The following is a 24,879-nucleotide window of genomic DNA, read 5'->3' as shown; positions in this document are numbered from 1 at the left end:
ATCAGTGTTTTGGGGCAAGAAATGTAGTAAAGGTATGGTGAAGAAGGATTTATTGCTAAAGGTGTTGAAGAGTGTATCTAGTATATGACTCTAAAAGCTAGTGGCAGGAGGAATGATGGTATTGCAGATGAGACCCAAATATGAAGATTTCCCACTAAAGGCATTTGATAAGATTAGATATGCAGATACGGATCGGCAGGGACATGTAAATAACGCATTGTTTTCAACCTTCCTGGAAACGGGAAGAACGGAGCTTCTCTATGTAAAGGAGCCGCTGCATGCTGAAAAGGCTTCGTTTGTGATCGCGAGCCAGAAGCTGGATTTACTTTCAGAAATACGGTGGCCTGGAACGGTGGAGATCGGCAGTGCCATTACAAGAATCGGCAATAGTTCCTTGTCTTTATTTCAAGGAATCTATCAAAATGGAGAAGTTGCTGCCGTGGCAGAAACCGTCATTGTGCAAATGGATGACGACACTAGAAAGTCGACGCCGCTTTCCTCTGAAACAAAAGGGCGATTGAAGGAATATTTAGTGGAGCTAGAAAAATAGAAACAAAAGGAGTGATTTGTTTTGGAGTTGAATGAGGTAATCCATGGGCACCGGTCGATTCGAGAATATGAAGATCTGGAAGTCAGTCAAGAGCTGCTAGAGCGGATTTTAGAGGCGGGTATCCGTGCCTCGTCAAGCGGCAATATGCAAACATACTCAATCGTCGTCACGAAAGACAAGGAACTTAAGAAAAAGCTATACCATGCACATATGGAGCAATCGATGGTGGTCGATGCGCCAATCCTTTTAACCTTTTGTGCTGATTTTAATAGAATGAGAAAATGGCTTGCACTTAACGACGCACCTGTACATTTTGATAATTACATGAGCTTTATGATTGGATCGATTGATGCAGCCCTTGCCGCACAGAACTGCGCTTTAGCAGCGGAAAATGAGGGACTGGGAATTTGCTATATGGGCTCAACGCTTGCGAATTGTGATCAAATTGGTGAATTGCTGAACTTACCGCCGAATGTCGTACCCGTTGTCGGCTATTCATTAGGGTATCCAGCAGAAAATCCTGCCCCGCGTGACAGGTTGCCATTGCAGGGACTTGTTCACCACGATCAGTATCACGATTATACGGATGATGATATTCAGGAAATTTATCAAGATCGTAATGAAAAAGGCTGGAACCGTTACATGGCCGTCCCAAAACTTAAAGAAATGACAGAGCAATTGGGATTAAAAAACCTGGCTCAGATTTATACGATCGCCAAGTATACGAAGCAATCGCATCAGGAATTTTCACAAACTGTGCTCAACTACCTGGAGAGACAAAACTTTATGAATAATGAATAAGGATGCGGTATGCCAAATCTTTTCAAAAAGGGGCAGAAAAAATGAATATCCTAATCAAGAACTTACCTGAAATGCAAATAGCCTATATCAGACGAACGGGGAGTTATTTTGAACCCCAGGAACACTGGGGAAAGCTGATCCATTGGGCAGCCAGCAATGGACTTTACCCTCCTCAGCAGTCATTCATCGGCATATCTTTAGATAATCCGGATCAAGTGGAAAGCAAGGATTGCCGTCACGATGCCTGCGTTACATTACCAGACGGTTTTAATAAGGACAACCATGAAGATATGGAATTCAGGAAGTTGGATGGCGGGCAATACGCACTTTATTCCTTTTATGAAAAACCTGAAAAACTACATTCCGCCTATCAATATATGTTTGGCGAATGGCTGCCACATAGCGAGTACGCAGCCGATTTTCAGAGAGAGAATCTGGAATTTAATATGAATAACCCATCCGAGGATCCTGAAGGGAAATGCCGAGTGGATTTATTTGTACCAGTTGAAAAAAAGACGTTTTAGAACATAGTGTCACCAAACAATGGTGACATTTTTACTGTGTACGAACGGAAAGTTTAGCGAATCGCAATTCGCCGATCCTTGAGGGCTGTATTTCCTACTTCGGGCGGCGTTAATCCAGGAAGGTTACATGAGTTTAACTTTTAAAGGGGTGTAAATATGAATTCTACGGCAGAGACAATACAGGAATTAACCAATAAAGAACAATGGTTAGAAGCCTTTCCAATTATGAATCAGTTACGTACTGATTTGACACAAAAGACATACTTAGAGTTACTAGAGGAAATGAGGGAAGATGGATATACTTTATATGCTTTATATAAAGATAATCGGATTGTATCCCTTGCTGGTTTAAGCTGGAGGGTTAACTTCTATAATAAACGTCATGTATTTATCTATGATCTGGTGACTGATAATGCTCACCGATCTTCTGGCTTTGGAGAGAAATTATTAAGTTACATACATAACTGGGCAAAAGAAAATGGAGCTGAATATGTGGCATTAGAATCAGGAATTCAGCGAGATAAAGCTCATCGTTTTTATGAAGAGAAACTAGATTACGATAAATGGTGTTATTCATTTAGAAAAACGTTATAAAAATTTCGACAAAAGAAGAATTTACCTATTATCTGGATCAAGTTGAAAAGCAAGGATTCCCGTGACGATACCTGCAGTCCCTTCCCGGCGGATTTAACTTAGGAGGAATTTAAATGAAAACGGAACAACAGTATTTTGAAGAGGGAAAATCGATTCAAACTTATATGGATGAAATGAGCATGTTAAAAGAGGAAAGCTTTGCTGTTTATGAACAATTTCAACTCCCAGCAGCTGGATTCGCTGAAGAGTTAAAAAAACATCAACTGCATTTCCTGACGATTACCGAGGATTGGTGTGGAGATGCCATGATGATCAATCCCGTTATCCGCAAATTAGCAGAAGGGGCAGATATTGAAGTACGCGTCGCATTGCGGGATGCAGATACAGATTTGATTGATCGTCACTTAACAAACGGCGGACGGGCAATTCCAATGATTTTAATCTTTGATAATCAAGGACAATTGCTTGGAAAGTGGGGACCTCGTGCACCCAAAGCTCAGCAAATCGTTGATGAAGTTCGTGCGGCACTGCCGCCAAAAGATGATTCCTCCTTTGCGGAGAAACAAAAAGGAGCCTTTGGTTCTTTAAGAAAAAGGTATACAGAGGAATCAGCTCTTTGGTCAGATGTTTATGATAGTTTTAAGGATACGATTTTAGCTATTTTGAAGTAGGGTAAAAGAACAGGATTACTATCCGAGAAGCGAGGGGACGTGCCCCTTGCTTCTTTTTTCGTCTTGCACATTATGGACACGGCCAAAATTAATTAGTTTTTTTTGAATATTTCCGTCCCAGTGTCGCATTGTTGCTACTTGTTCTTTTCTAAGGAAAAAATGAGTTCATTTGCTTGCCGCTTATTTAGAAAATAACTTTTATCTTTAATGTTCAGATCCTTTGTTAGATCTTTAATTTCTTTAATCTGATAATCTGTTGGAGGCTGTTCTTCTATTAATCTTCTATAGTTTTCTGATGCAACCATTGCCGCTGTTTCTGGAGATAACAGATCAATTAATTCATACATCGCTAGATAAGAATTTTCTAATCCAATATCGTACCCGGAATCTGAGCCCAATAAGAAGCGATCGGGGTATTTTTCAATCAAAGGTACAAAATCTTCTAGGTCTTGTTCGCTGCCTTTATGATAACGTGAAAACCCTGCGTAAAAATCAATATAAAGATTATCATATTGTTTTAAAAGTGAATCTAAATTTCCAGGAGAATTATATACATTCCCGTGTGCGAAGATAAAGATTGTTTTTGGGTGGTTCTTTAACGCTGTTTTAAGGGAATTGATGGGTACACCATTTGGAGGATCGATATGCAGTAAAATAGGTACTTTATATTCTCCAGCAAGATGATAAATTTCCGGCAATGCACCATCGTAGGGGTGTTTAGCCTTCCATTTTACATTTGCAAATGGCGAATAAGTAGAAGAGGCCATAATTTCCCCTATGTTCAAGTAACCCTGCTCTAATTTTTCCTTTACAAGTTCAACCCCGTTTTCATCTTTTTTTAGAGGGATTCCCGCAAAAGAAGGAACGATATAATCGGTGTATTTTTTATAATACTTCCAGGTTAAACGATCAGATTGGACAGCAGATGGTTCCGATATATCACCGAATAATACGGTTTGGTCAATTCCATAAGTTTCCCAAACATTCATATATGAACCGTAATCCTGTATTCTTTTCTCATTGCGATCAACTAAATGGACGTCGTGACTATGTACATCAATCAAAGGAAGCTCTTTATATACATCAATCAAATTTCGGCCAGCCTCTTTTTGTTCGCGCATTTTTGTTATTTCAAGATGGAGATTAGGGTCACTAGTAAATTCGGTAACTGGAACAATTCTCACGGAATGATCGAAGAGGAAAAATAAAGCGAAAAGAAATAGTAATAGACTTATTATTAAAGTGATTCTTTTAATCGTAACTCCCCCTTTGCACTGTTTTCAGGATACCACAAATTGGATATGAGTAGATGTTATGGAGGGAACAACAGAGCCAGACGGTCATAGAAATATGTACAAGAAGGGGACAGGGCGTCTCAAGAACTGGAGAAAACAGGGAGTTGCCATGCGCTCTGGTAAAGTGAATCTTCCTTTTCCAATTCGCCCCTGGAAAATGATGATGGTAATAAGGAAATGAAATGAATTGTGCTGAAGAAGGAGGATAGACATTATGCTATCCTCTTTAATCTGTTAGCTCAGGGGTTTTCATAACTATTTCGGTTTTGAGTGAGACGTCTACTAGTCTCTATGATCAATAAAGCCTGGTTGTATATCCTTCATTTAATTCCTTTGCAACTTGTTCAGCGGTTGTGTTTGGCAGCTTTGAGTGCGCAACTAGCATGTTTGGGACAGATGGAAGGGCATCTGTCTGTAACCATGATTCCGGCTGCCATAAGTTTGATCTTATAAATGCTTTAGCACAATGAGCGTAACATTCTTCGACTTCTACTAAAATACCAAACAAAGGAGTCTTTCCGTTGACGGCTGTTTTTTCGAGAAGGTCAGAATCACGGGAGATATAGGCTTTCCCATTGATTCTTAACGTTTCACCCAGTCCAGGTATGAGAAAGAGCAGCCCGATATGAGGATTGGTAATAATGTTATGAGCTGAATCCAGTCTGCGATTTCCAGGACGTTCGGGGATAAAAAGATGCTTTTCATCAAGAACTGCCACAAACCCGGGAAAATCTCCGCGTGGTGAAACATCACAATGGCCGTCGGCGTTAGAAGTGGACATAGATAAAAAGGGAGACTTTGAAATGAAGTTCTTACAATGATCGTCAATAATAGAAATCACTTTATTTGCTGCCCTCAGGCTTGGATTTCCGATCGAAGAACGAAACTCTTCAAATTCTTCCTGTGTTGAGATTATATCTTTATAGTTTGATATCATGTGGTCACCTTTTAAATTGGGTATTTGTAACAATACTACCATTTATTTAATTTTAATGAATCACTTCCAGGGTCAATTGGCTATTCATGGAGGTTTTAACTGTTAACTGAATCATCTCTGGGACAGGGGTACTGTCTCTGTTTAGCTTTATACTTCTTTTAATCAAACGTTTGATTAAAATCAGCGAATGCCCGCTGACTCCCCAGTCCCTGTCATCCGAAGACTTTAGTTTAAGCAATCACTTCCCCCAGCGAAGTGTGATGGCTCCCCAGCCGAGGCCTGCGCCATACCCGACTAGAACAACTAAATCTCCATCCTTGATTTTCCCTTGCTTCACTTCCTCGTAAAGGCCGATTGCTACTGTTGGTGCAGATGAATTCCCGTAATATTGGATGGTTTTGGTATGGACTTTTTCCACTGGATATCCAAGAGTCTCGATTCCTTTTTCGATAATACGCAGGTTTGATTGGTGCGGAACGATGAAATCGACATCCGCCAGATTCAGCCCCGAAACTTCCAATACTTTATGAACTGCCTCCGGGAACTTGTTGACAGCGAATTCGAAAACAGCCCTTCCGTCCATTTTGATATTCTTGTTTTCATCAAGGTGAAGGTATTTTCCTCCGCTTCCGTCCATCTGCATATTGATTCCCAGGATCCCTTTGTTTTCTCCAACTTGGCCTACAACGACAGCCGCAGCACCGTCAGAAAACAGCAGCGCAGTCTTCTTGTCCATGGGATTCAAGAGGGAAGAGCATTTATCCACGGCAATGACCAGCACGTTTTTGTATAATCCGGTCTGGACAAACTGGGCCCCTGTTGCCAAAGCCGTAATAAAACTGGAACATCCAGAGTGCAGGTCCAGGCCTGCGCATTGTACAGCTCCAATTCTGTCTTGCACCAATGCAGCCGTGATATGGGTGTCATGAGTGTTCGTTCCAATAATGACCATGTCGATGTCCATTGGATCAAGTCCGGCATCTTTGATAGCCCGTATGCCTGCAATTTCACACATGTCCGTAAGCGAAGCATCGGTAGATTCATAGCGTCTTTCCAAAATGCCTGTTTTCCTGTAAATCTCTTCTTCCGTAATACCAAAGCGTTTGGCAATTACTTCATTTGTTATGACTGTTTCCGGAATGTTTGCTCCGATTCCTAGTATGCCTGCATTGTACATTGTCCAACTCTCCCCATGAGTTAATATTTTCCAATATATTTTATCATAGAATTAGACGATATTTGTTATTTTTAGGAAGTTTAGGATTACCGAAATCCTATAGAAGAACTTATAGTATAGTGTTTTTTACCCAGTTTCTTTTCTGTCTTGTAGGGTGATTATAAGTTGGATTCTGTAAAATGCCGTCCCTCAGCTATAAAAATAGAAAACTTTTTCCATTTTGAATCGTATGTAAGGTATGACTGATCAATGGAGGTTTTTATGGAAAAAGCAAACAGGAGTATTCAGGATTATATCCAAATTTATTCCCAGCTTAGAGAAAGATACCGCTGGAAGGTTAATGATCAATCGGTTTTGATGATGGTTGCTTCATTGTATATTTCCAACAACCGGTCCTTTGATATTGATCGATTTACGGAGCTTGCAGATTATATAAAAAGAGAATCGGGGTTGTTTTCGCCTTTGCGCTCTGAGTCTCGTTTTACCTTTGCTGCCATGCTCGACACAAAGTTTGACAGTCCCAAAGATCATTACCCTGCCTTTATTGCTGCATACAATTCATTGGTTTCAGCCGGATTCAGCAAAAATAATTTCACCTACATTGCCGCCATGCTGCTGGTCACAGCAAATGCTGAAGACCTTAAGTCTCTCTCTAAACGGGCAAGAGTGGTCTACAAGAAAATGAGGGAAGAGCATTTGTTCCTGACTGGTCACAGCGATTATCCGCTTGCTGTCATGCTGGCTCTAAACGACCGCCAGACGGATGAGTTGATTTTCCATATTGAAGACTTGTACAGCAAGCTTTCGCAAAACGGTTTCCGGAAAGGAAATGACCTGCAAAGCATGAGCCATATACTATCTCTGAATGAAAATAGTCAGGCAGATGACATGGTTGCTCTGTCCACTGAAATCTATGACAGAATGAAAAAAGAAGGAATCAAACCCAAATCCATGTTCTACTCGCAGATTGCACTGCTCACCTTAATTGAAAAAGGGAACGATAATCTTTTGGAGATAAAAGCAATATGGGAGCAACTGAACGATGAGAAGCTACTTAAGTGGAAGAAAGACATCAATTTTATGATGGCCGTCAATTTCGTCATCAGCGACAAAATTGACCATTCATCCTTGCTGCAGACCAATCTTTCCACCACAATTGAAACATTGATCCAAGCTCAGCAAGCAGCATCGATTGCAGCTATTTCGGGGGCAGCAGTCGCAGCTTCTTCAAATGGAGGAGAGTAAAGGTATAGTGGAAGCACGGGGGTGGACATGAGAAATAATGTTGAACTTTATTCTCAGGTTTTAACGGAGAATAATAGAAATTTAGTGGTTTCACTTCATTGAATGGTGCAATGTCTAAATCGTAAAAAAATGATGCGGTATTAACTCTAGAAAAACTCTTTGAAAATTGAAGATTTCTATAATTGTGTGAAGCAAGGGGACGGTGACCTTTTGCTCCTTTTTTCGTAATTGTTTTTGGAAACAAAAGGTACGTCCCTATGCTGCCGCTAGGCTTTTCGTTCTGATAGAGCTGCACAATCTGTTGTGTAATTCCAGAGTAAATGTCCGGCCTTTTTGTTATAATTAGGTAAAGTAGTTTTGTGATTAAGGGGAGAGAAGCATTTATTATATTCAAGCTGAGGGTTTTCTAGATGATTAATCATAATGGAATATAGGAGGAATTGAGGGATTAACTTAAAGTATTACCGATGGAGGGGTTCTGTGAATATAAATTCAAAGAGAAAAGAGTTATGGCTTTTCTTATTTTCTGTTCTGATACTTGGATTGGAGATAGGAATATTAGGTAATATATTATTTTCTGAGTTTTATGCTAATCATAAAGTTCTTTTTATCTCAATTGTAACTTTAAATATAATAATAATAATTTGGATAGTTATACGGATTATGTTCAAGTACGATGATCAACAAATTTATTCGATTAGCATGATAATTACTTATGATATAGAAAATAAAAGATTTATAGATGTTCCGTATAGTCCGACAAGTGTTAATGTAAGAATGCATTATAATGCTCTTAGTAATAAAAATCAAGAAAAAATTATAGAAGACCACAAGGGTGAAGTCCGACCCTCAGATGAAATGAAAATATTTAGTGAAAATGCAATAGTTCAAATTATTCTTTCTCACTTTATCAAACATTCTATAGGATATGAAGAAAAGGTTAGTAGAGAGAGATTAAAAGAAATATTGGTCAAATACAAGTACATAGATACTGATGATATTCTTGGTGGGGAAATTTTTAAAAATGGTATTAAATCTGTAGAATTAACATTACCCAAAGGGTTTAAAATTGTACCTTCTACCACAAATAATATTCGAATTACTTCTAAATACGGTTATGTCAACTTTAGGATGATTTTTAAAAGAGCTCGAAAAAACGGAAAATATTCAAAATTATTATTAACATTTGAAAATATTAATCCTCAAAAAGTTTTGGAGCTTGAATATGAAGTAGAGCTTAAATATAGCTTTAATCCTTTAAAAGTATTAAGAAGGAATACAGATGAATTTAATGACTTTATTGATAGAGTTCTAGAAGGGATGGAAGTTTTCAGCGTTAACAGAACCATAGAAAGTTTTAACTTAGAATTCAGTCCTAAACTCATTGGATATTTAGACGAAAAATTTAGAGAACTTAAAGACAAAAAGTAAAATCTATCTGCAAATATAAATTCATAAAAAAATTGCATTTTAATTTTCTTAGAAGAGGAAAACCTAGAAGAAACGTTCCGGTGTTTTACAGGCTGGATAATTGGAACTGCAGTCGGTGGAACTTGGCTGTCTGCACAAGCAGCTGCAGGTTGTTTAGGATAAGAATATAGGGATGAATGACAAAATGGTTAAAGAATACAAACTCAAACAGTTTTTAGGCGGGAATACGATATGTTTTCGAGAGGTAGTTTTCAAATCTTCACCTTTCTAAACTTTTTTCACCTGCATTCACATCTATGTATCAAGAGAAGGTTCTTCTTTTCTCGATTTTTGTCTTATTAATATCTATAAATAATCTTGGCGTTTAGTATTTCTCAATATTAAAAAGGGTAATAATCCGAAAAACTATATGGGTATGTTCATGATTATCAGTTTGCCAATCAATTTGATCATGTTATGGGTCTTCTATATTCTATAAAGTGAAATTAAATAACATGGGGACGAGGAAAGGGGACGATTCAAGTGTCTCAATAATTAGGAGATTCAATAATATCATTTGGCGGAATCGTCCCTTTGTCCCAACCAACTATTAGTCAGTAGATAAAAACTAGCGAAGTCCCCAAGGGCTTCGCTGTTTCTGTTCTAGGATTCAGCCGCTCTGCTGTGTTAGGTTCTGTCATGGTATCAACCGTTATTACGACGATCCTTATTCCAATCATGGGAAGTCTATCAGGTGAAACCTAGGTTCTTCTGTTTCAATAAATGGAATATTTTAACAATTTATGAAACGCTAGAACCGTACCTGTGTTTTTTGGCTAGAACCGTACATGTGTCCCTTGTCTCGTGGACCTGTATTGAGAAATCGCCTGGAAGACACTCCAGGCGATTCTTTTTAGTATTATTACTTTAAATATTGTTCCAAGAAATCCAGTACGGCCTGGTAGCCTTTTATCCTGTTTTCTTTTTTCAGAAACCCGTGTCCCTCATCAGGGAAGACGATATAGTCCACCGGTACATTGTTCTTTTCTAATGCGGCGACGATTTCGTCGGACTCAACCTTCAAGACACGCGGGTCATTTGCTCCCTGCAAAACAATCATCGGCTTGTTGATTTTGTCAGCATGGAACAATGGAGAGATGCTCCGGATGTATTCTGTCTGCGTATACGGGTTTCCGATTTTTTTGTAAAGGGCATCCCGGAAGCTTTCCCACCAGGCAGGAATGCTCTTCAGCGTGCGTTCCCAATTCGAGACTCCAAAGATATCCACTCCGACATTGAACTCATCAGGCCTGAAAGCCAGTGCGGCCAGAACCATATAGCCGCCGTAGCTTCCGCCAATGATGCCGATCTTCTCTCCATCAATATCAGCCTGCTGCTGCAAAAACTTCTTAGCCTGGATACAATCCTCAAGGTCAATTTCCCCGTGCTTCAGGTCAGCACCGCTAAAGAAGGTTTTGCCGTACCCCGAACTGCCGCGGTTATTTACTGCCAAAACAGCATAGCCGTTATTGGCCAGGTATTGGAAAAGCGGATTGTAATCCGTTCTTGACTGCCCGCCGGGACCGCCATGGACAAAGACAAGTGCCGGAGCCTTTTCGCCTGCTTTCACGTTTGGCCGGTAATAAATGGCCGGAATCTCCAATCCATCAAAAGAAGGGTAGCGAATCACTTCCGCGTCCGCCAAGTCTGCCTGGCTGACCTCCGGGTTAAGGGTAGCGGTGAGCTGTTTTAATTGAGATGTTCCAAGCTCGTAGCTATATAAGTTAGTAGGTGAATTCGGGCCATTAAACAAGAAGGTTATCAGACTTTCATCCGCCGAGAATTTCAAGTCCGAAATTTGCCCTTCAGGAAGTTGTGGCAGGTCCAGATAATCTCCAGTGCCCATATGAAGGACCTTCACGACAGTGCTGGCATCCTGATTAACCCCATAAACCATATAGGTATTCTGTTTGGAGAAGCGCGTGAACATGATATCCCAATTTTCCTTCACAACATCCTCTGTTACACCTGTAGTAATATGATACTTTTTCAGATATAGGAATTCTTCATTTTCATCAGCAAGGAAATAAAGGTTTTCGGAATTCCTGCAGAATGCTTGAGGGATGTTCTGGATATCCCCTTCATGCGGTGTAGCATGCATAAGCTTCTCCGTTTGCCGGTCAAAAATGTAAACATTGGAATCATTGGCATTGTTCACTTTTCCTAAAGAAATAAACCGCTTATTCAGAGAGATGGACCCGAATTCATACCCTTCATCATTCATAAAAATACAAGTAGGTTCAAAGGTGGCAATATCCATTTCATAGACGTCCATGTAACTAGGATTCCGCTTATTGGACCCGTAGAAAAAGCTTTTTCCGTCCTGACTCCAGCCGTAAAATTCCGCACGCTCTTGCTCCCCTGGAGTGAGGTCAATTTCTTCTCCATTCTCATTTTTCACATAAATATGTAAGATTTCATTTCCGCCTTTATCGCTTAAAAATAAAAAGCGGTCATCATCGGGAAAGTAACCCGCGACAAGAACTGCATTATCCTCAGAATGCGTCAGCTGTGTCCTCACACCGTCTTCAACCGATACACAATACGCGTTGTAAATCCCAGTTTTGTCTCCTGAAAACAAAACCTTCCCACCATCAGATGAAATCGAATTACCCGTAATCGATTCTGATCCATAAAACTGCTGTATTGTGTAGCGCTTCACTTCAGTAGCTTTACTGTCTTTAACCATAACTTTTTCCAACTCCTTTCCATTACATTAAGAATTCGCTCAAAACCTGTAAAAACCCTTTTAATGATTGGGCCACAAGGATGGGAAGGGGGACCTAATGGGGTGCAAGGAGACATACCTTGATTAGTTGTGGGAGCAAAAGGTACGCCCCTATGCTTCTTCGATATAGAAATATAAAAATCTCAGCCAAAAGTTGTAGATAGCTTACACCATTCATCCGAAGCTTTCGCTTAACGGTTTTCTTATAATAAAGATAAGAAAAATCATAGGAAGGTGTTCAAAATGAACCATTATATATGCAATACTTGCGGTGTCCAATATCCCAGTTCTGCTCATGCTCCTGAAAGCTGTTTGATTTGCGCTGACGAAAGACAGTACATCCATCCGGATGGACAGTCATGGACAACGCTTCAACAGCTTGTCGATTCAGGGAAATATAAAAATACCATTGTCCAAGAAGAGGAAGGATTGTACAGCCTTACGACTACTCCTTCGTTTGCGATTGGGCAGACTGCTTATTTAGTTCGGAATGAAGGGTTCAACTTGTTATGGGACTGCATCACCTACCTGGACGAAAAAACAGAAAAGGAAATATATTCTCTAGGGGGAATTGATGCCATCGCATTATCCCATCCGCATTATTATTCGACACAGGTTGAATGGGCTGAACGATTTGGAGCAAGCATTTATATCCACGAAGCTGACCGCCAGTGGGTCACCAGGCCGAGTGACAGGATCATATTCTGGTCTGGTGATTCCCTGGAGCTTGATGCGGGTGTAACATTGTATCGATTGGGTGGCCATTTTCATGGGGGAAGTGTTTTACACTGGGAAAATGATGTGAACAAGCAAGGGGTTCTTCTTACTGGTGATATTATTCAAATAGTGGCCGACCGGCAATGGGTAAGTTTCATGTATAGTTATCCAAACCTTATTCCATTGCCAGCTAACAAGGTTCAGGAGATGGCAGCTAAAGTCAGCGTTCTAAAGTTTGATAGATTATATAATGCATTTCATCGTGTCATTAAGGAAGACGCCCATCAGTCTGTTCAAAATTCCGCTAAAAGGTATATTGAGGCTTTGGAGGGAAAGTTCGTTAATGTAAACAATTAAAATGATCATCTGAAAATACCGCCTGGTTGGTAAAACCAGGCGTTTAACTTTTTAAATGACTATTCTCCAAAAATAGCTCTTCTGTTTGGTAAATAGCTCAATGCAATAACCCTAAATCTATTATTTTGCTGTATTCATAGCATAGAGTTTTAACTCTTCATCACTTTGAGGCAGAGTCACGTATCCTTCAAAACGCATACCAAGCTTTTCAAGGAGTTTGGAGGAGTAAGCATTGTCTTTGGTTGTAATGGCAACGATACGATCCAATCCTAGTTTGCGTGCATATTCCAATGTTCCTTTTGCTGATTCAAAGGCAAAACCTTTTGATTGTTGTTCGGCAAGAAAGGCATATCCAATATCAACATCCTCTAATCCATCCCGTTTAATCAGGCCGCATAAACCAATCGGCAGCTTGCTCTCTTTCAGTTCAACCATAAAAAGCCCGAACCCAAATTGTTTGTACATCTTTCTTGGCCCGGTCAAAATATAATTCTTCGCATCCTCAAGCGACCGAATGCCTTTATCTCCAATATATTTTATCCATCCTGGTTCATTCAGCAATGTAAAAATAAACTCTTGATCACTGACTTCTAGCCAGCGGATGTTCAAACGTTCTGTCTCGAATACTAGCAAGGCTATACCTCATTTCATAAAAATAGTTCAGTGTAGCAATATCTTATCATTATCGTAAGGTTTCGAATAGTGAGCTTTGCGCTTCCTTTTTTCCTTCAGGGGACATGGGGTGTTCTCTTTTCCCGTAAAAACGCCCAGAAGACCTACTCATTCAAGGTATGTCCATAAAGGGTTTCTGAATAGGATATGGTCAAAGTTTGTGTTAATAGTTAAGAATATTTAGCAATGGTGAAGAATCAGTTAAGTGTTGTTAATATTCAGTTAAATAGCCATTTTTAAAAATAAAAAGCAGTATGATAGGAATGCAGGATCTAATCTATCTTTTAAGGAGGCAAATTAAAATGATGAATTTTAAAAAATGGCTTATGACCTTAATGGCGGCACTGATGGTAGCTTTAGTAGCCACAGGCTGCAGCAATGAAGATTCAGAGGATCCAGAAACTGAAGAAAACCAACAAGAAGAAACTGAAACTGAAGAAGAATCTGGCCAATAATCACAGCAAAGGGAAACTGCGAAATTCGGGAGATTCTGAAACTGCGAGAGGTCAAGATCTCTATTTATTCTAACGAACGGAATGACACATGAAAAGGCACGGGGGCAATAGTTGCTCACCATGCCTTTTTCCCTGTATGAGACATGGTGACGGTTATGGCGTCTCATTAGAACCGTTCTCATCAGGGACATGGGCAGAGTTCTCATGTCCCAATTTATGATTTTTATTGCCACTTAACGACAGTCACCCTCGTCCCATTGACTGGTGAAGATTCAATATAAAAATCATCCATCATGTTTTTTACGCCAGGCAGGCCAGCTCCGAGACCGCCTGATGAAGAATATCCGTGTTTCAGGGCATTGCTTATGTCTATGATTCCAGGTCCCTGGTCAATGGCTGTGATTTTTAAACCTGTTTTAATTGCTTCTTCAATCCGCTCAAAGCTGATTTGTCCTGTGCCGGCATATCTATATATGTTTCTTGCGAGTTCCGATACTGTGGTAATGATTCTTGCTTGATTAATAGAATTAAAGTGAAGGTGATTTGAAAAAATTCTTCCGGTTTTTCGAGCTGTGGTGATGTCGTTTTCACATTGGATCTGAACCAATGCTTTTTTATGCATATCCTGGAATTCCTCTATCATTCTTTTCCCCACCCTTCAGATATTATAAAAAGATCCCCTAAAAAAGAAAAAAGCCAAAAGAAGGTGGGTTCACCTTCTTTTGGCTTATGTCTGGTTCTATCGCCCAGATAATTACGGCCATCATTTATTCGGCTTTAAAATAAATACCATCAAGCTATTATCCAAATCAAAATTCCAGGATACAAAAGCGTTTTCCAATTTGGCGTCGAGGTAGGTCTGGAGTGAGTCTGCATGCTCATAGAGAAGTCTTTTCTCAAGGTTTCGTTTAGCAAGGGTGAGAGCCTCGGAAAAGCCTATGCTGATCATTTCTTTTTCAACAGCGACCAAGATTTTTTTTCGGACAACGACTAATGTTCGTGGATTCAGCATGCATGAGTAGACTTCACCTGGAGCCTTTTCTGCTTTTATACTCACCTTTATGACTTCATCATGGACATCTTCCTGATTTTTATAGGAGCAGCCAGTATCTTCGGGTTCATTTACTGTGACTCCCATGAACATACCTGAGTGGCTGTCAAGATTCCAATCATAATGGAACTCACTTAAATCTAAACCCAGGTCGTTCTTCATAAAGACTTTGATTTCTTCAGAAAGTGTTTCCATTACCATGTCCCGGATATTCTCGACATATTTGCTTTGCCCATTTAACATTAATTTATGTTCCATCGGAGACAAAAAGTCTTTTATATACACAGTGATATAGGGGTGGGAAATAGTAGCGAATACAGAACCAGGCCCTTTGCCAAAATGTTCTCTTAAAATTCTCCCTATGTAACTCCCCAGCGCTTTTTCTTCCTTCTTCAAATCCATTCTCGTCATCCTCTTCAAATTCAAGCCTAGTATCCTGAATTCATTTATTGTTTTGACGAAATGTAAGAATAGTATAAGACAAGAAATCCTTCATTATAATATAGCATACAGTGTCATTTATTTTTCCTTACCTATACTTTCTACATCCATATGTTGAATCCCTTTGATTTAATTCATGTTTTGATTTTTAAATTGGGGGAAAACTGGGAAAAAGCATACTGGACTATTTCATCTTATTTAGGATGATGATAAAATCAAATCAGGAAAGAGGATATGATGCTTCTTTCTTAAAAGGATGAGTTATGTAATGGATAAAAAAGCACAGCAAACAAAATTGGCGAACAATTTCGGCAAGCTGCTGCGCGATAAATTTGGCAAAGGGCCAGAAGTCATCCATGTTACCATATCCCAGCCGTATGTATTGGTGTATATAAGCGGCTTTATTTCTCCAATGGAACAGGCACTTCTGGAACAGGGACAAGAACTTACCGTCCTGACCACAAGAGAATATCTTATGAAATCACTGGACCCCGAAATACGCGGTCAAATTAAAGCATTAACGGACATGGAAGTACAGCATATCTATTATGGTTGGAACCTCCATAACCTTTCAGGAGTTTTTGTGGCCATCAGTCCGGACAGTCCGGATGAGGGTGAAGATGATCGAGCTGATTATAAAGGAAGAGATGAGATCCACAAGGAAATCATCCAGATAAGCGAGCAAGCAGAAAAAGCGCCTGATAGCGTATACTCTTACATGCTCAGCCCCCGGTCATTGATTGTCATCCGGGAGGGAATATTAGTGCCAATTGAAAAACAGTTGGTTTCTCTTGGATTCGACGAGACATTAAGCGTTGCGAAAAGACAGCTTGAAGGCGGAATGCTGACTGGCAGCACCCAGTTTTCTGAAATACTTGATTCTAAAATCCAGGATGTCTTTGTCGACTGGGATTTTGAACTTGATAAGAGTGTCATTACTTTAATTCTAAAACCAAATAAAGCATAGGCAGTGGTGTACTGGACACATTGTGCCAGACTTAAGCCGAAAAGAGCAGGTATGACCCTGTTTTTTTCGGCTTTTCTTTTTTAAAAGTTCTTTTCGTAAACTTTGCTGTTTCCACAAATAGGAGTGTAGAGAGCATCAAGAAAAGAGCCTTGAAGACATCCCAAATGCGGCATGGAAATTTTTTATACAATCAATGCGGAATCAGCCTTTTTAACACAGTAAAAGCATACCGGAGCTCCTTTGTTGCAGCACATACGACATCTACCTTACTACGAAAGGAATTTTACAGATGAACCACATCGAAATGGCATTATTGAAAAAGGAACTTCAGCGGCTGAAAGAGGATTATCAAAAATGCGGGGACGAACTGCTTAAGGAGTACATCATGGAGGACATCGTGCTGCTTGAGCAAGTGATCAATATGAGTGAGAGCGAGTCTGAGGCAACGGTATAATTGGAACTCGGGGACATGGGAGGTCGGTCCATGTCCCAAAAGTTTTTATATGCTTCCCACATAGGACAGAAGGCCAGCCCAGTTACCACAAAGTCTTACCTGGAAGACACAACTAAAAACCGAATCGTCTGATCTGTATGATTATACCAGTAATGTGTTTCACTCGCTGAAAAGAACCAGGATTCTCCTTGATGGAGTTCGATCATCTTTGTGCCTATTTGCAGGGTCAAAGTTCCTTCTATTACATAGACAAATTCATGTCCGCTGTGGGCGAAGGGTTGTCCGTCGCTTTGGTTCGCTGGGAGTGTGACGAGTATTGGGTGAAAGTCAGGGTTTGGGACTTGCTGTGTCAGATCTTGATAATGAAATGAAGGTTCACTCGCCGGCTCATTGTTACTTGGAAAAAAGGTACTTGGGTTGACGCCAAGAACTTCGGATATTTTTCGCAGTGACTCCAGTGTGACGCTGGACTTTCCGCGTTCAACTTGTGATAAAAAGCTTATAGATACATCTGCCCCTTCGGCAAGTTCTTTCAAAGTCATCTTTTTCTCTTTCCGGATTTCTTTCAGTCGTAAACCAATCATAAAATCTCACCTTCCTAATTCTTATTTTTCCCTTATATATGGATTGTGTCAATCTGAACAAAGTTGACAGAAAATTATCCATTATCTAAAATCTAATTGAAGTGTCACTTCAATTTTTTAAAAAGGGGGAAGGGAAAATGCAATTGGATAAGAAAACGACTTATCGTGTATTGATTGCCAGCCTTGTTGGCAGTTCCATTGAATGGTTTGATTATTTTCTGTATGGAACGATGGCCGCACTTGTATTTAACCAATTATTCTTTGTCAACGAGGATCCAACAGTAGGATTGCTTTTAGCGTATGCATCGTTTGCACTTTCGTTTTTCATCCGGCCATTTGGAGGAATCATTTTTAGTCATATCGGGGATCGAATCGGCCGGAAAAAGACACTCGTTTTAACATTGAGCTTGATGGGTGCTGCGACATTCGCAATGGGTATCTTGCCTACATATCAAGCAATTGGTGTAGCTGCACCAATCATTCTGATTACACTTCGTTTGATCCAGGGACTTGGAATCGGCGGGGAATGGGGAGGAGCTCTGCTGCTTGCGACTGAGTATGCTCCGGCAGAACGCAGAGGATTCTTCGGTTCGATTCCGCAAATGGGTGTGACGATCGGAATGGTGATGGGAACACTCGCTCTTTGGCTCATGAGTTTATTGCCAGAGCAGCAATTCATGTCATGGGGCTGGCGCGTGCCGTTCATCTTCAGTGCATTGCTCGTAGTCTTTGGTTTATGGATCCGAAAAGGAATCGATGAGACACCAGAATTCAAGGAAGTACAGCAAAAAGGTGAAATTCCAAAGCTGCCAATCGTCGATACACTTCGCTATTACTGGAAAGAAGTGCTGATCACAATCGGTGCGAAAGTGGTGGAGACAGCTCCATTCTATATTTTCAGTACGTTTATTGTTTCCTATGCGACAAGCACTCTAGGATTCAGCCGCTCCGCTGTGTTAGGTTCTGTCATGGTTTCAACCGTCATTACGACAATCCTTATTCCAATTATGGGAAGCCTGTCAGACCGCGTGGGCCGTAAGAAAATGTATATCGCCGGTACATTGGCGATGATGGCTTTCGCTTTCCCATACTTCTGGATGATTCATCAAGGCAGTGTACTCATGCTGGTTTTGGCGACGATTATTGGCCTCGGGATCATATGGGCTCCGATTACAGCTGTACTTGGAACCATGTTCTCCGAAATCTTTGATGCCAAGGTTCGCTATACGGGTGTTTCGCTAGGTTATCAAATCGGGGCCGCAGTCGCTGGTGGTACAGCGCCGCTCGTTGCCACAGCACTGCTCGCATCATTCGATAATTCCTACGTCCCTGTTGCACTCTACATCATGTTCACTGCAGTGGTGTCACTGATTGCCATCTGGGCAGTCAAAAGCCGCGTTGAACCAACTGTGATCACTGGTAAAATGAGCTCGGCCAAGTAATTGGCCGAGTTTTTACATAAGAAGGAGAGATTCTAAATGCTTATACTGAACGAACAACTAATCCAATCCATCTATAAAATCGAAGATGCCATTCGCGATGTCGAAGCCATGTTGGTGGCCATTCATGAAGGACGTGTTGAAAATCCACATCGGACAGTACTGAATGTCCCGGAACGCAACGGATCTGTTCTCTATATGCCAAGTTCGGATGGAACATCCATGGCAGCGACCAAGATAGTCTCGATTTTTCCTGATAACAGTTCAGCAGATCTTCCGACCACACAAGGAGCCATTCTACTCACAGAACTCGAAACAGGAAGACATATAAGCTTACTGTCCGCATCCTATCTGACGCGATTGAGAACCGGCGCATTAAGCGCCATCTCAGCCCGCCATCTCGCCAGGCCCGACAGCCAAGTGCTGACCGTCATTGGCACAGGCGGAATGGCGTTCGAGCAAGTACTGGGGATCGTGAACGTGCTGCCGATTCAAGACATCTATTTAATCAACCGTTCTGTCGAGAAGACATACACATTCGGCGAAAGGCTCAAAGAGGCAGGCATTACCGCTAAAATACATACCGGAGTCGACCGGAACGAAGCCGTCGCCCAGTCAGACGTCATTTGCTGTGCGACCCGGTCAACCGAAGAAGTATTTGAAGCCAATTATGTAAAAGCAGGGACCCATATCATCGGTGTGGGAAGTTACTTACCTGAAATGCGTGAAATCCCGTTGGGTGCGATTGAAAAAGCAGCGTTGATTTATGCAGATGATTATGAGGGATTCAAAACCGAAGCTGGAGAATTCATTGATGCAGTGAAACGAGGGAAGTGGACGTTTGAGAATCTATCTGGGACATTAGCTGAGCTTCATGTGAATCCGGTTGAACGTGGACTTGGGGATATTACTATTTTTAAATCTGTTGGGGCTGCTCATTTTGATTTAGCTGTGGCGAAGGGAGTCTTTAATAAAGCAAAGAAGATTAATGATGTCGAAGAGATATTCCTGTAGGAATATGGAAGGGGACGATTGCAGCAAGGGATGAGAAAATCCACCATTGGATTTTATTTACAATTGTCATTTTGTCGGTTATCCTGTTATTAGGGAATATACCAAGTAGTCTTTGTAGGTACTAAAAATAGATATTAAAAAATTAATTTAGGGGGATTTAAAATGTATGCTGGTTTTAATCTGGTAATGGATGAAGAGTTTACACATTACAAACAAACTGGAAATACTATCTACAATTTACAAAAGCAAAAAGTCAAAGATGAATTGAGTAAATTTATACTTGAAGACGGAACTATAAATGGAAATGATATGCAAAATAGTTGGTTTCCGCAGATTCATGCGGATGTTTTTCTTTCTCACTCTCATAACGATAAAGAAAAAGCAATTGCATTAGCAGGTTGGCTAAAACATACGTTTGATTTAGAAGTCTTTATTGATTCTTCTGTATGGGGAAGTGCTGATGAACTGCTTAAAAAGATAGATGACCGATATTGTAAGAACACTGATGGCTCTACGTATAGCTATGAAAAAAGAAACTTCTCTACAAGCCATGTTCATACAATGCTTTCAACAGCCTTAACGATGGTAATTGATCAATCAGAATGCATGTTTTTCTTAAATACACCACAATCTATTGATACTTCCTCAGTGATTAATAGTACAAAATCTCCGTGGATATATTACGAAATAGCGGTTTCCAGGTTCGTTAGAAAACGCGAACCCGATAGAAAGGGCATTATTAAGAAAGGAATGTTTGAAAATGCCCAAGACCTTTCAATTCAATATAAATTGGACTTGGACCATTTATACGATATAAGACAGTCGGATTTTCTAGATTGGCAAAGGCTATTCACACAACATCATGAGAACCATCCTTTAGATTTATTGTATGGAATGAGAAAGCTATTGTTGGAGCATTCATTGTCTTAAAACAAAGGAATTCTATAATACCATTTAATGAAAAAATAGAGTGGGAGATTAAGAGATGGGATTTAAGAAAAAGGTCAGTTTTTTTAACCGAAGCTTATTAAAAGATTGGTTAACAGTTCTGTCCCCAATTAGTGTTTTGGTAACATGTATTTCAATAGCTATTAGTATTCCTGATGAATATAAATTTTCGACGTTTATGATTATCCTTTTTGTTTTCGCCTCGATTTACGTTTACTTATGGGTTAGAGCAAACTTACTGGTTGAAAGGAAACTCACAATAAATAATTCAACCGTTACGATTAAAGTTGGGGACGTTTTTGAAGAGTCGGGATTAAAAGTAGTGGCTTTTAATGAATATTTTGATACTCAAGTCGATAATAAAATCATTTCAGAGACAACCTTAAACGGCATCTATCTAAAAACTAAAATACAGGATATCGAGGCTTTGGATCGATCAATAGAGCAGGACGAACATTTAAATTCAGATGGAATTAAAGTAGGCTTTAATGAAACTAGAAGTCAAGGGAAAAAGGAAAGATATAAGTTAGGGACAATTTTTTGTCATGATGATTATTTACTGACCGCCTTTTCTAAATTTGATAGAGAGAATAGAGCCTACTTACATATGAATGATTACATAAATTTTTTATTAAACTTTTGGAATGAAGTAGATATTGTTTATAACGGTAAATCGATTGTCATTCCACTATTGGGGTCAGGATTAACAAGGTTTAAAAATTATGAAATGATTACAGACCAAGAGTTACTTGAATTGTTAATTTGGTCCTTTAAAGTCAGTAAAATAAAATTCACTTATCCTTCAATGGTCTCAATTATCATTCACGAATCAAAAAAGGATAAGGTTAATTTCTATAAAATAAAGGAGCAAACTAATGGCCTATAGAAATGGAACTTATGTTGCATTTGATGGAAACGGAACAACCAATCCAACCAAAAGTGATATTAAATATTTTGGGCTTTTAAGGAGTTGGAATACTTCTAAGAAAACGGATTTCACCTTCAGCGATAGTCATAAAAAGACATTCCAAGTTAAGGATACAAGTTTAAAGAGAACGTTGCAGGCTCGACTTTTAGAACGAATGAGAAATTCCAAGAACATGTTATTAATCATATCGGAAGAAACAAACTGGAACCGTGGTATGTTGAATTTTGAAATTGAAAAGGCTGTTGATTACTATGAAATCCCTATCATAGTTGCTTATACAGGTTATGAGTATATTATGAACCCTCAAGCGCTAGCAGAGAAATGGCCGAAAGCGCTCCATGAAAGAATAAGTAATCAAACAGCGAAATGCATTCATATCCCTTTTAGACAAAAATGTATTACATCAGCCATTTATCAGTTTAGTTTAAATAATAAAGAGGATCAATTAACTACACCTCTTCACTATTACAACGAGGAATCTTACAAACAATGGGGATATATAAATTAAAATATTCCTCGCTTAAATACGATCAAATAGACGAATATGCTTATTGGCAGCTTGTGTATTAACCGTAATAATACTTTATTTTATATTCTAAAGAACAATGGAAAATAAATCAGTGGCAGGCATAAAAAGTGCCTGCCACTGATTTATTTACACACGCCTTGCGTTAAGGTAGGTGTTAAGAGAATACTATAAAGAAAACTACGACACATGTCGTAGCTTTTATAAAGTGGATTATTTAGAAGTTAATCCTTTTATTAATTCATTTAATGATTTAAAACCTAAATCTTTTATCTTGAGTTTCATGTTTTTAGAATATACCTCTTCATACCCATTTTTCTCAATTGATAAAATAAATGATTCAAGCCCCTTTATCTTTAATAGTTCATATTTGTTAGTATTCCCATCTTCATAGTATTTTACTGCCGTATGAAATAGGTCATTTTTTAATTCTCTCCCAACAGTTAACTTTCGATAATTTGAGGGGGACTTAATAATATTTATTCCTGTTATTTTAACATGATTGGATTTATCCAAACTTATAATTCTAGTTTTGGAAGAATTTAATCGTAAATTGTATTTTGATAATAATTTTTTTACTAGCATAATTATATCATCGATAATTTTTGTTTTCGATTCAATATCTTTAAATGAAATGACTAAATCGTCCGCATATCTTGTATAGATAATATTTTCTACTTTCATTCTTTTTAATTTACCATATAAGATATTATCAAATTCTTTTAAGTATACATTTGAAAGGGTTGGAGATGTAATAAGTCCTAGGGGCAAACCTTTCTTCGATACAGTACAGTTAGAAACAATCTTGGAACATTCTAGTTTATTGATAGTATTATTACTATGTTTGTTAAGTTCAAGAAATAAAGCATTAATTAATTTTTGATGATTAATATTTCTAAAAAAATCTTTTATATCTAAGGATATAAAAATGTCATTATACATATGAGCTAACGCATTTTGATATATTGATTTATGCCTAATATAGGCCTTTGAAAATTTAGAAGGCATAAAGTTTTCATTTATAAATTCAGCAATTTCTGTATGAATTTTTTTTATTTCTTGAGCATTATCACCATAAGTAACAATTTTTCTAATTTTATTTTTAGTTTTTATGTATTTAACTATATAGCCTTTTTTAGTTTCTTGGTAATCCATTCTTTTTCACTCCATTAAAGTGAATCATTAAATTTACTAACGGGTATTGCTTCAATAATTTTGGCGTGACTTTCATATAATTCTTTGAAGTTTGAAGAAATCGTGACTTTTTCGTTTTTTTCCCTCACAGGAAGTTGAAGCATCCCGATAGCTTGAAGTGTATATAAGAAATATCCAATTGTTTCTCTTAATTTGACATTGTTGTCTTTTATTGTGATTTCTATTTTTGACTTTTGTAGGTCAATACCTTCAATATGAGCAATTGTATTTTTTATTGTATTTAAGAATGCCTTTTGTATTACATTTACAGTTTCCACAATAGAACTGCTGCTACGAATTTCATGCCTAAATTTTTTAGAACTAAATAATGAAGTTAATAATATTCTGAAAACTTTTGGCGATAATGTAACAGAAGTATCTTGGATAGAGTAAGAGATAATGTTTTCATCCTTATATGGTTTAAACTTTTGTTTTTTAAATGATACTTGAAATGTTTCTGAGTAATCCTCCAAAATAAAGGAATCAATATTTGAGGATAAATTTTTAGGTATGATATTTCTGGGAAAGAAAGTATGATATTCGGTCTTAACATTCGAAATAATATTTTCTTTAACTTTCGGATAAAAAGTTATTTTTTTCACATTCTCCTCAGGAGAGCGGTGGTTTAGGAAGGCTAACCTTATAAAAGAAGAGACTTTATCTTCTTCAACTGAAAAAGTGTCTGGATATAACAAACATGTCTTAGATAAAAGACTGTTGTTGGAAGCAAACAGACCTAATTCCGCAGCAGTTGAAATACTTTCATGAAGAATGATAATTTTGTCAGAGAATAGCCCTGTTAACAATTCTATATCCTTTAAATTTTTCATGAAAATTTCATCATAAGATAAGTACTCTTTCGTAGTGCTTCCGAATATAAAATGTTCTTCTAAAATAATGACCTTGTAATTGAAATTTTTATTTTCTAAATGTGATTTTAGTACATTTCTTTTATCATCAGGTTGATCTTTACTGAATTTAGTTCCACATAAAAAAAACACCCTTAGCGGGTCTGTTATTTGTGTTTTTTTATTAAACTTGTATTCTTCACTTTTCATCATTATCACCTTTTTTAAAAAAGAAAAGGAATCCTACTTAAATTTTTAAATATTTATTTGGAGCAAAATATTTCTTTATTAT

27 protein-coding genes are annotated in these 24,879 nt (G+C 38.6%); 16 read left to right on the top strand and 11 right to left on the bottom strand.

The features are described from left to right. Positions 1-112: 112 nt before the first annotated feature. The 5 genes from FS736_RS06315 to FS736_RS06295 all read left to right on the top strand — a co-directional run bounded on the left by FS736_RS06315 (position 113) and on the right by FS736_RS06295 (position 3,140). On the top strand, positions 113-550 hold the full coding sequence (locus tag FS736_RS06315) for an acyl-CoA thioesterase (RefSeq protein ID WP_222125056.1): 438 nt from the start codon (positions 113-115) through the stop codon (positions 548-550). A gap of 21 nt (positions 551-571) precedes the next feature. Further along, positions 572-1,351 (top strand): nitroreductase family protein, encoded by a 780-nt coding sequence (locus FS736_RS06310; protein WP_144475494.1) that lies wholly within the window; start codon positions 572-574, stop codon positions 1,349-1,351. Between the two features lie 41 nt (positions 1,352-1,392). Next, positions 1,393-1,875: an AraC family transcriptional regulator gene (locus FS736_RS06305; RefSeq protein WP_144475493.1), complete on the top strand. Its 483-nt coding sequence runs from the start codon at positions 1,393-1,395 to the stop codon at positions 1,873-1,875. Between the two features lie 156 nt (positions 1,876-2,031). Further along, positions 2,032-2,469, top strand: coding sequence for a GNAT family N-acetyltransferase (locus FS736_RS06300; RefSeq protein WP_144475492.1), 438 nt, complete (start codon positions 2,032-2,034; stop codon positions 2,467-2,469). 113 nt (positions 2,470-2,582) lie between these two features. Then, on the top strand, positions 2,583-3,140 hold the full coding sequence (locus FS736_RS06295) for a thioredoxin family protein (RefSeq protein ID WP_144475491.1): 558 nt from the start codon (positions 2,583-2,585) through the stop codon (positions 3,138-3,140). 134 nt (positions 3,141-3,274) lie between these two features. On the opposite strand, the gene FS736_RS06290 is transcribed toward FS736_RS06295, so the two are convergent. The 4 genes from FS736_RS06290 to FS736_RS06275 form a co-directional block, all read right to left on the bottom strand. After that, positions 3,275-4,231 carry an amidohydrolase family protein gene (locus FS736_RS06290; protein ID WP_186326686.1) on the bottom strand — a complete coding sequence of 319 codons (957 nt, stop codon included), beginning with the start codon at positions 4,229-4,231 and terminating at the stop codon, positions 3,275-3,277. 499 nt (positions 4,232-4,730) lie between these two features. Next, positions 4,731-5,372: a pyridoxamine 5'-phosphate oxidase family protein gene (locus FS736_RS06285; RefSeq protein WP_144475489.1), complete on the bottom strand. Its 642-nt coding sequence runs from the start codon at positions 5,370-5,372 to the stop codon at positions 4,731-4,733. Positions 5,373-5,424: 52 nt separating this feature from the next. Beyond that, entirely contained in the window at positions 5,425-5,610 is a 186-nt protein-coding gene (locus tag FS736_RS06280; RefSeq protein ID WP_144475488.1) for a hypothetical protein, read from the bottom strand. Next, positions 5,611-6,549 (bottom strand): 3-oxoacyl-ACP synthase III family protein, encoded by a 939-nt coding sequence (locus FS736_RS06275; RefSeq protein WP_144475487.1) that lies wholly within the window; start codon positions 6,547-6,549, stop codon positions 5,611-5,613. It lies immediately after the preceding gene. A 261-nt stretch (positions 6,550-6,810) separates the two neighbouring features. On the opposite strand from FS736_RS06275, the gene FS736_RS06270 reads away from it, so the two are divergent. Both FS736_RS06270 and FS736_RS06265 read left to right on the top strand, forming a co-directional pair. Beyond that, a complete protein-coding gene (locus FS736_RS06270; RefSeq protein WP_186326685.1) occupies positions 6,811-7,794 on the top strand; it encodes a DUF4003 family protein in 984 nt (327 codons plus the stop codon). 480 nt (positions 7,795-8,274) lie between these two features. Further along, complete coding sequence (locus FS736_RS06265; RefSeq protein ID WP_144475485.1) at positions 8,275-9,225, top strand: hypothetical protein; 951 nt, start codon at positions 8,275-8,277, stop codon at positions 9,223-9,225. A gap of 901 nt (positions 9,226-10,126) precedes the next feature. Here the strand turns inward: FS736_RS06265 and FS736_RS06255 are convergent. Continuing rightward, the gene (locus tag FS736_RS06255; RefSeq protein ID WP_144475484.1) at positions 10,127-11,953 is read right to left on the bottom strand and encodes a S9 family peptidase; all 1,827 of its coding nucleotides are present in this window, start codon (positions 11,951-11,953) and stop codon (positions 10,127-10,129) included. Positions 11,954-12,235: 282 nt separating this feature from the next. On the opposite strand from FS736_RS06255, the gene FS736_RS06250 reads away from it, so the two are divergent. Beyond that, entirely contained in the window at positions 12,236-13,066 is an 831-nt protein-coding gene (locus FS736_RS06250; protein ID WP_144475483.1) for an MBL fold metallo-hydrolase, read from the top strand. Positions 13,067-13,186: 120 nt separating this feature from the next. Here the strand turns inward: FS736_RS06250 and FS736_RS06245 are convergent, their stop codons facing one another. Continuing rightward, complete coding sequence (locus FS736_RS06245; protein ID WP_144475482.1) at positions 13,187-13,699, bottom strand: GNAT family N-acetyltransferase; 513 nt, start codon at positions 13,697-13,699, stop codon at positions 13,187-13,189. Between the two features lie 341 nt (positions 13,700-14,040). Between FS736_RS06245 and FS736_RS24185 the strand changes: the two genes are divergently transcribed. Then, positions 14,041-14,193: a hypothetical protein gene (locus tag FS736_RS24185; protein WP_186326684.1), complete on the top strand. Its 153-nt coding sequence runs from the start codon at positions 14,041-14,043 to the stop codon at positions 14,191-14,193. 223 nt (positions 14,194-14,416) lie between these two features. Here the strand turns inward: FS736_RS24185 and FS736_RS06240 are convergent, their stop codons facing one another. Further along, on the bottom strand, positions 14,417-14,815 hold the full coding sequence (locus FS736_RS06240) for an anti-sigma regulatory factor (protein WP_144475570.1): 399 nt from the start codon (positions 14,813-14,815) through the stop codon (positions 14,417-14,419). A 141-nt stretch (positions 14,816-14,956) separates the two neighbouring features. After that, complete coding sequence (locus FS736_RS06235) at positions 14,957-15,646, bottom strand: Na-translocating system protein MpsC family protein (RefSeq protein WP_144475481.1); 690 nt, start codon at positions 15,644-15,646, stop codon at positions 14,957-14,959. Positions 15,647-15,953: 307 nt separating this feature from the next. Here FS736_RS06235 and FS736_RS06230 point away from each other — a divergent pair, with 307 nt between their 5' ends. Further along, on the top strand, positions 15,954-16,652 hold the full coding sequence (locus FS736_RS06230; RefSeq protein WP_144475480.1) for a Na-translocating system protein MpsC family protein: 699 nt from the start codon (positions 15,954-15,956) through the stop codon (positions 16,650-16,652). 289 nt (positions 16,653-16,941) lie between these two features. After that, positions 16,942-17,106 (top strand): hypothetical protein, encoded by a 165-nt coding sequence (locus tag FS736_RS24180; protein WP_186326683.1) that lies wholly within the window; start codon positions 16,942-16,944, stop codon positions 17,104-17,106. 95 nt (positions 17,107-17,201) lie between these two features. Here the strand turns inward: FS736_RS24180 and FS736_RS06225 are convergent, their stop codons facing one another. Further along, positions 17,202-17,690 (bottom strand): helix-turn-helix domain-containing protein, encoded by a 489-nt coding sequence (locus tag FS736_RS06225; RefSeq protein WP_144475479.1) that lies wholly within the window; start codon positions 17,688-17,690, stop codon positions 17,202-17,204. A 143-nt stretch (positions 17,691-17,833) separates the two neighbouring features. Here FS736_RS06225 and FS736_RS06220 point away from each other — a divergent pair, with 143 nt between their 5' ends. The 5 genes from FS736_RS06220 (at position 17,834) to FS736_RS06200 (ending at position 22,527) form a co-directional block, all read left to right on the top strand. Further along, complete coding sequence (locus tag FS736_RS06220) at positions 17,834-19,132, top strand: MFS transporter (RefSeq protein ID WP_144475569.1); 1,299 nt, start codon at positions 17,834-17,836, stop codon at positions 19,130-19,132. 36 nt (positions 19,133-19,168) lie between these two features. Further along, positions 19,169-20,143, top strand: coding sequence for an ornithine cyclodeaminase family protein (locus tag FS736_RS06215; protein ID WP_144475478.1), 975 nt, complete (start codon positions 19,169-19,171; stop codon positions 20,141-20,143). A gap of 162 nt (positions 20,144-20,305) precedes the next feature. After that, positions 20,306-21,073: a TIR domain-containing protein gene (locus tag FS736_RS06210; protein ID WP_144475477.1), complete on the top strand. Its 768-nt coding sequence runs from the start codon at positions 20,306-20,308 to the stop codon at positions 21,071-21,073. Positions 21,074-21,128: 55 nt separating this feature from the next. After that, a complete protein-coding gene (locus FS736_RS06205) occupies positions 21,129-21,977 on the top strand; it encodes a macro domain-containing protein (protein WP_144475476.1) in 849 nt (282 codons plus the stop codon). Next, positions 21,967-22,527: a TIR domain-containing protein gene (locus FS736_RS06200; protein ID WP_144475475.1), complete on the top strand. Its 561-nt coding sequence runs from the start codon at positions 21,967-21,969 to the stop codon at positions 22,525-22,527. The genes FS736_RS06205 and FS736_RS06200 overlap by 11 nt, the downstream gene beginning before the upstream one ends. 231 nt (positions 22,528-22,758) lie before the next feature. On the opposite strand, the gene FS736_RS06195 is transcribed toward FS736_RS06200, so the two are convergent. Then, complete coding sequence (locus FS736_RS06195) at positions 22,759-23,700, bottom strand: reverse transcriptase domain-containing protein (RefSeq protein ID WP_144475474.1); 942 nt, start codon at positions 23,698-23,700, stop codon at positions 22,759-22,761. 14 nt (positions 23,701-23,714) lie between these two features. After that, entirely contained in the window at positions 23,715-24,800 is a 1,086-nt protein-coding gene (locus FS736_RS06190; protein WP_144475473.1) for a retron St85 family effector protein, read from the bottom strand. Between the last annotated feature and the right edge of the window lie 79 nt (positions 24,801-24,879).

Source organism: Cytobacillus oceanisediminis 2691, from assembly GCF_007678455.1.
Classification (GTDB): domain Bacteria; phylum Bacillota; class Bacilli; order Bacillales; family Cytobacillaceae; genus Mesobacillus; species Mesobacillus oceanisediminis_A.
The sequence above is the reverse complement of the archived record's forward strand: the minus strand, read 5'-3'. Positions and strand labels throughout refer to the sequence as shown.

Excerpts from the sequence above, each read along its gene's own strand:
- FS736_RS24185 (WP_186326684.1), top strand. The coding sequence starts at position 14,041 with ATGATGAATTTTAAAAAATGGCTTATGACCTTAATGGCGGCACTGATG.
- FS736_RS06275 (WP_144475487.1), bottom strand. The coding sequence starts at position 6,549 with ATGTACAATGCAGGCATACTAGGAATCGGAGCAAACATTCCGGAAACA.
- FS736_RS06195 (WP_144475474.1), bottom strand. The coding sequence starts at position 23,700 with ATGGATTACCAAGAAACTAAAAAAGGCTATATAGTTAAATACATAAAA.
- FS736_RS06315 (WP_222125056.1), top strand. The coding sequence starts at position 113 with ATGATGGTATTGCAGATGAGACCCAAATATGAAGATTTCCCACTAAAG.
- FS736_RS06250 (WP_144475483.1), top strand. The coding sequence starts at position 12,236 with ATGAACCATTATATATGCAATACTTGCGGTGTCCAATATCCCAGTTCT.
- FS736_RS06230 (WP_144475480.1), top strand. The coding sequence starts at position 15,954 with ATGGATAAAAAAGCACAGCAAACAAAATTGGCGAACAATTTCGGCAAG.
- FS736_RS06240 (WP_144475570.1), bottom strand. The coding sequence starts at position 14,815 with ATGCATAAAAAAGCATTGGTTCAGATCCAATGTGAAAACGACATCACC.
- FS736_RS06305 (WP_144475493.1), top strand. The coding sequence starts at position 1,393 with ATGAATATCCTAATCAAGAACTTACCTGAAATGCAAATAGCCTATATC.
- FS736_RS06235 (WP_144475481.1), bottom strand. The coding sequence starts at position 15,646 with ATGGATTTGAAGAAGGAAGAAAAAGCGCTGGGGAGTTACATAGGGAGA.
- FS736_RS06300 (WP_144475492.1), top strand. The coding sequence starts at position 2,032 with ATGAATTCTACGGCAGAGACAATACAGGAATTAACCAATAAAGAACAA.
- FS736_RS06295 (WP_144475491.1), top strand. The coding sequence starts at position 2,583 with ATGAAAACGGAACAACAGTATTTTGAAGAGGGAAAATCGATTCAAACT.
- FS736_RS06200 (WP_144475475.1), top strand. The coding sequence starts at position 21,967 with ATGGCCTATAGAAATGGAACTTATGTTGCATTTGATGGAAACGGAACA.
- FS736_RS06270 (WP_186326685.1), top strand. The coding sequence starts at position 6,811 with ATGGAAAAAGCAAACAGGAGTATTCAGGATTATATCCAAATTTATTCC.
- FS736_RS06255 (WP_144475484.1), bottom strand. The coding sequence starts at position 11,953 with ATGGTTAAAGACAGTAAAGCTACTGAAGTGAAGCGCTACACAATACAG.
- FS736_RS06215 (WP_144475478.1), top strand. The coding sequence starts at position 19,169 with ATGCTTATACTGAACGAACAACTAATCCAATCCATCTATAAAATCGAA.
- FS736_RS06285 (WP_144475489.1), bottom strand. The coding sequence starts at position 5,372 with ATGATATCAAACTATAAAGATATAATCTCAACACAGGAAGAATTTGAA.
- FS736_RS06190 (WP_144475473.1), bottom strand. The coding sequence starts at position 24,800 with ATGATGAAAAGTGAAGAATACAAGTTTAATAAAAAAACACAAATAACA.
- FS736_RS06210 (WP_144475477.1), top strand. The coding sequence starts at position 20,306 with ATGTATGCTGGTTTTAATCTGGTAATGGATGAAGAGTTTACACATTAC.
- FS736_RS06205 (WP_144475476.1), top strand. The coding sequence starts at position 21,129 with ATGGGATTTAAGAAAAAGGTCAGTTTTTTTAACCGAAGCTTATTAAAA.
- FS736_RS06225 (WP_144475479.1), bottom strand. The coding sequence starts at position 17,690 with ATGATTGGTTTACGACTGAAAGAAATCCGGAAAGAGAAAAAGATGACT.
- FS736_RS24180 (WP_186326683.1), top strand. The coding sequence starts at position 16,942 with ATGAACCACATCGAAATGGCATTATTGAAAAAGGAACTTCAGCGGCTG.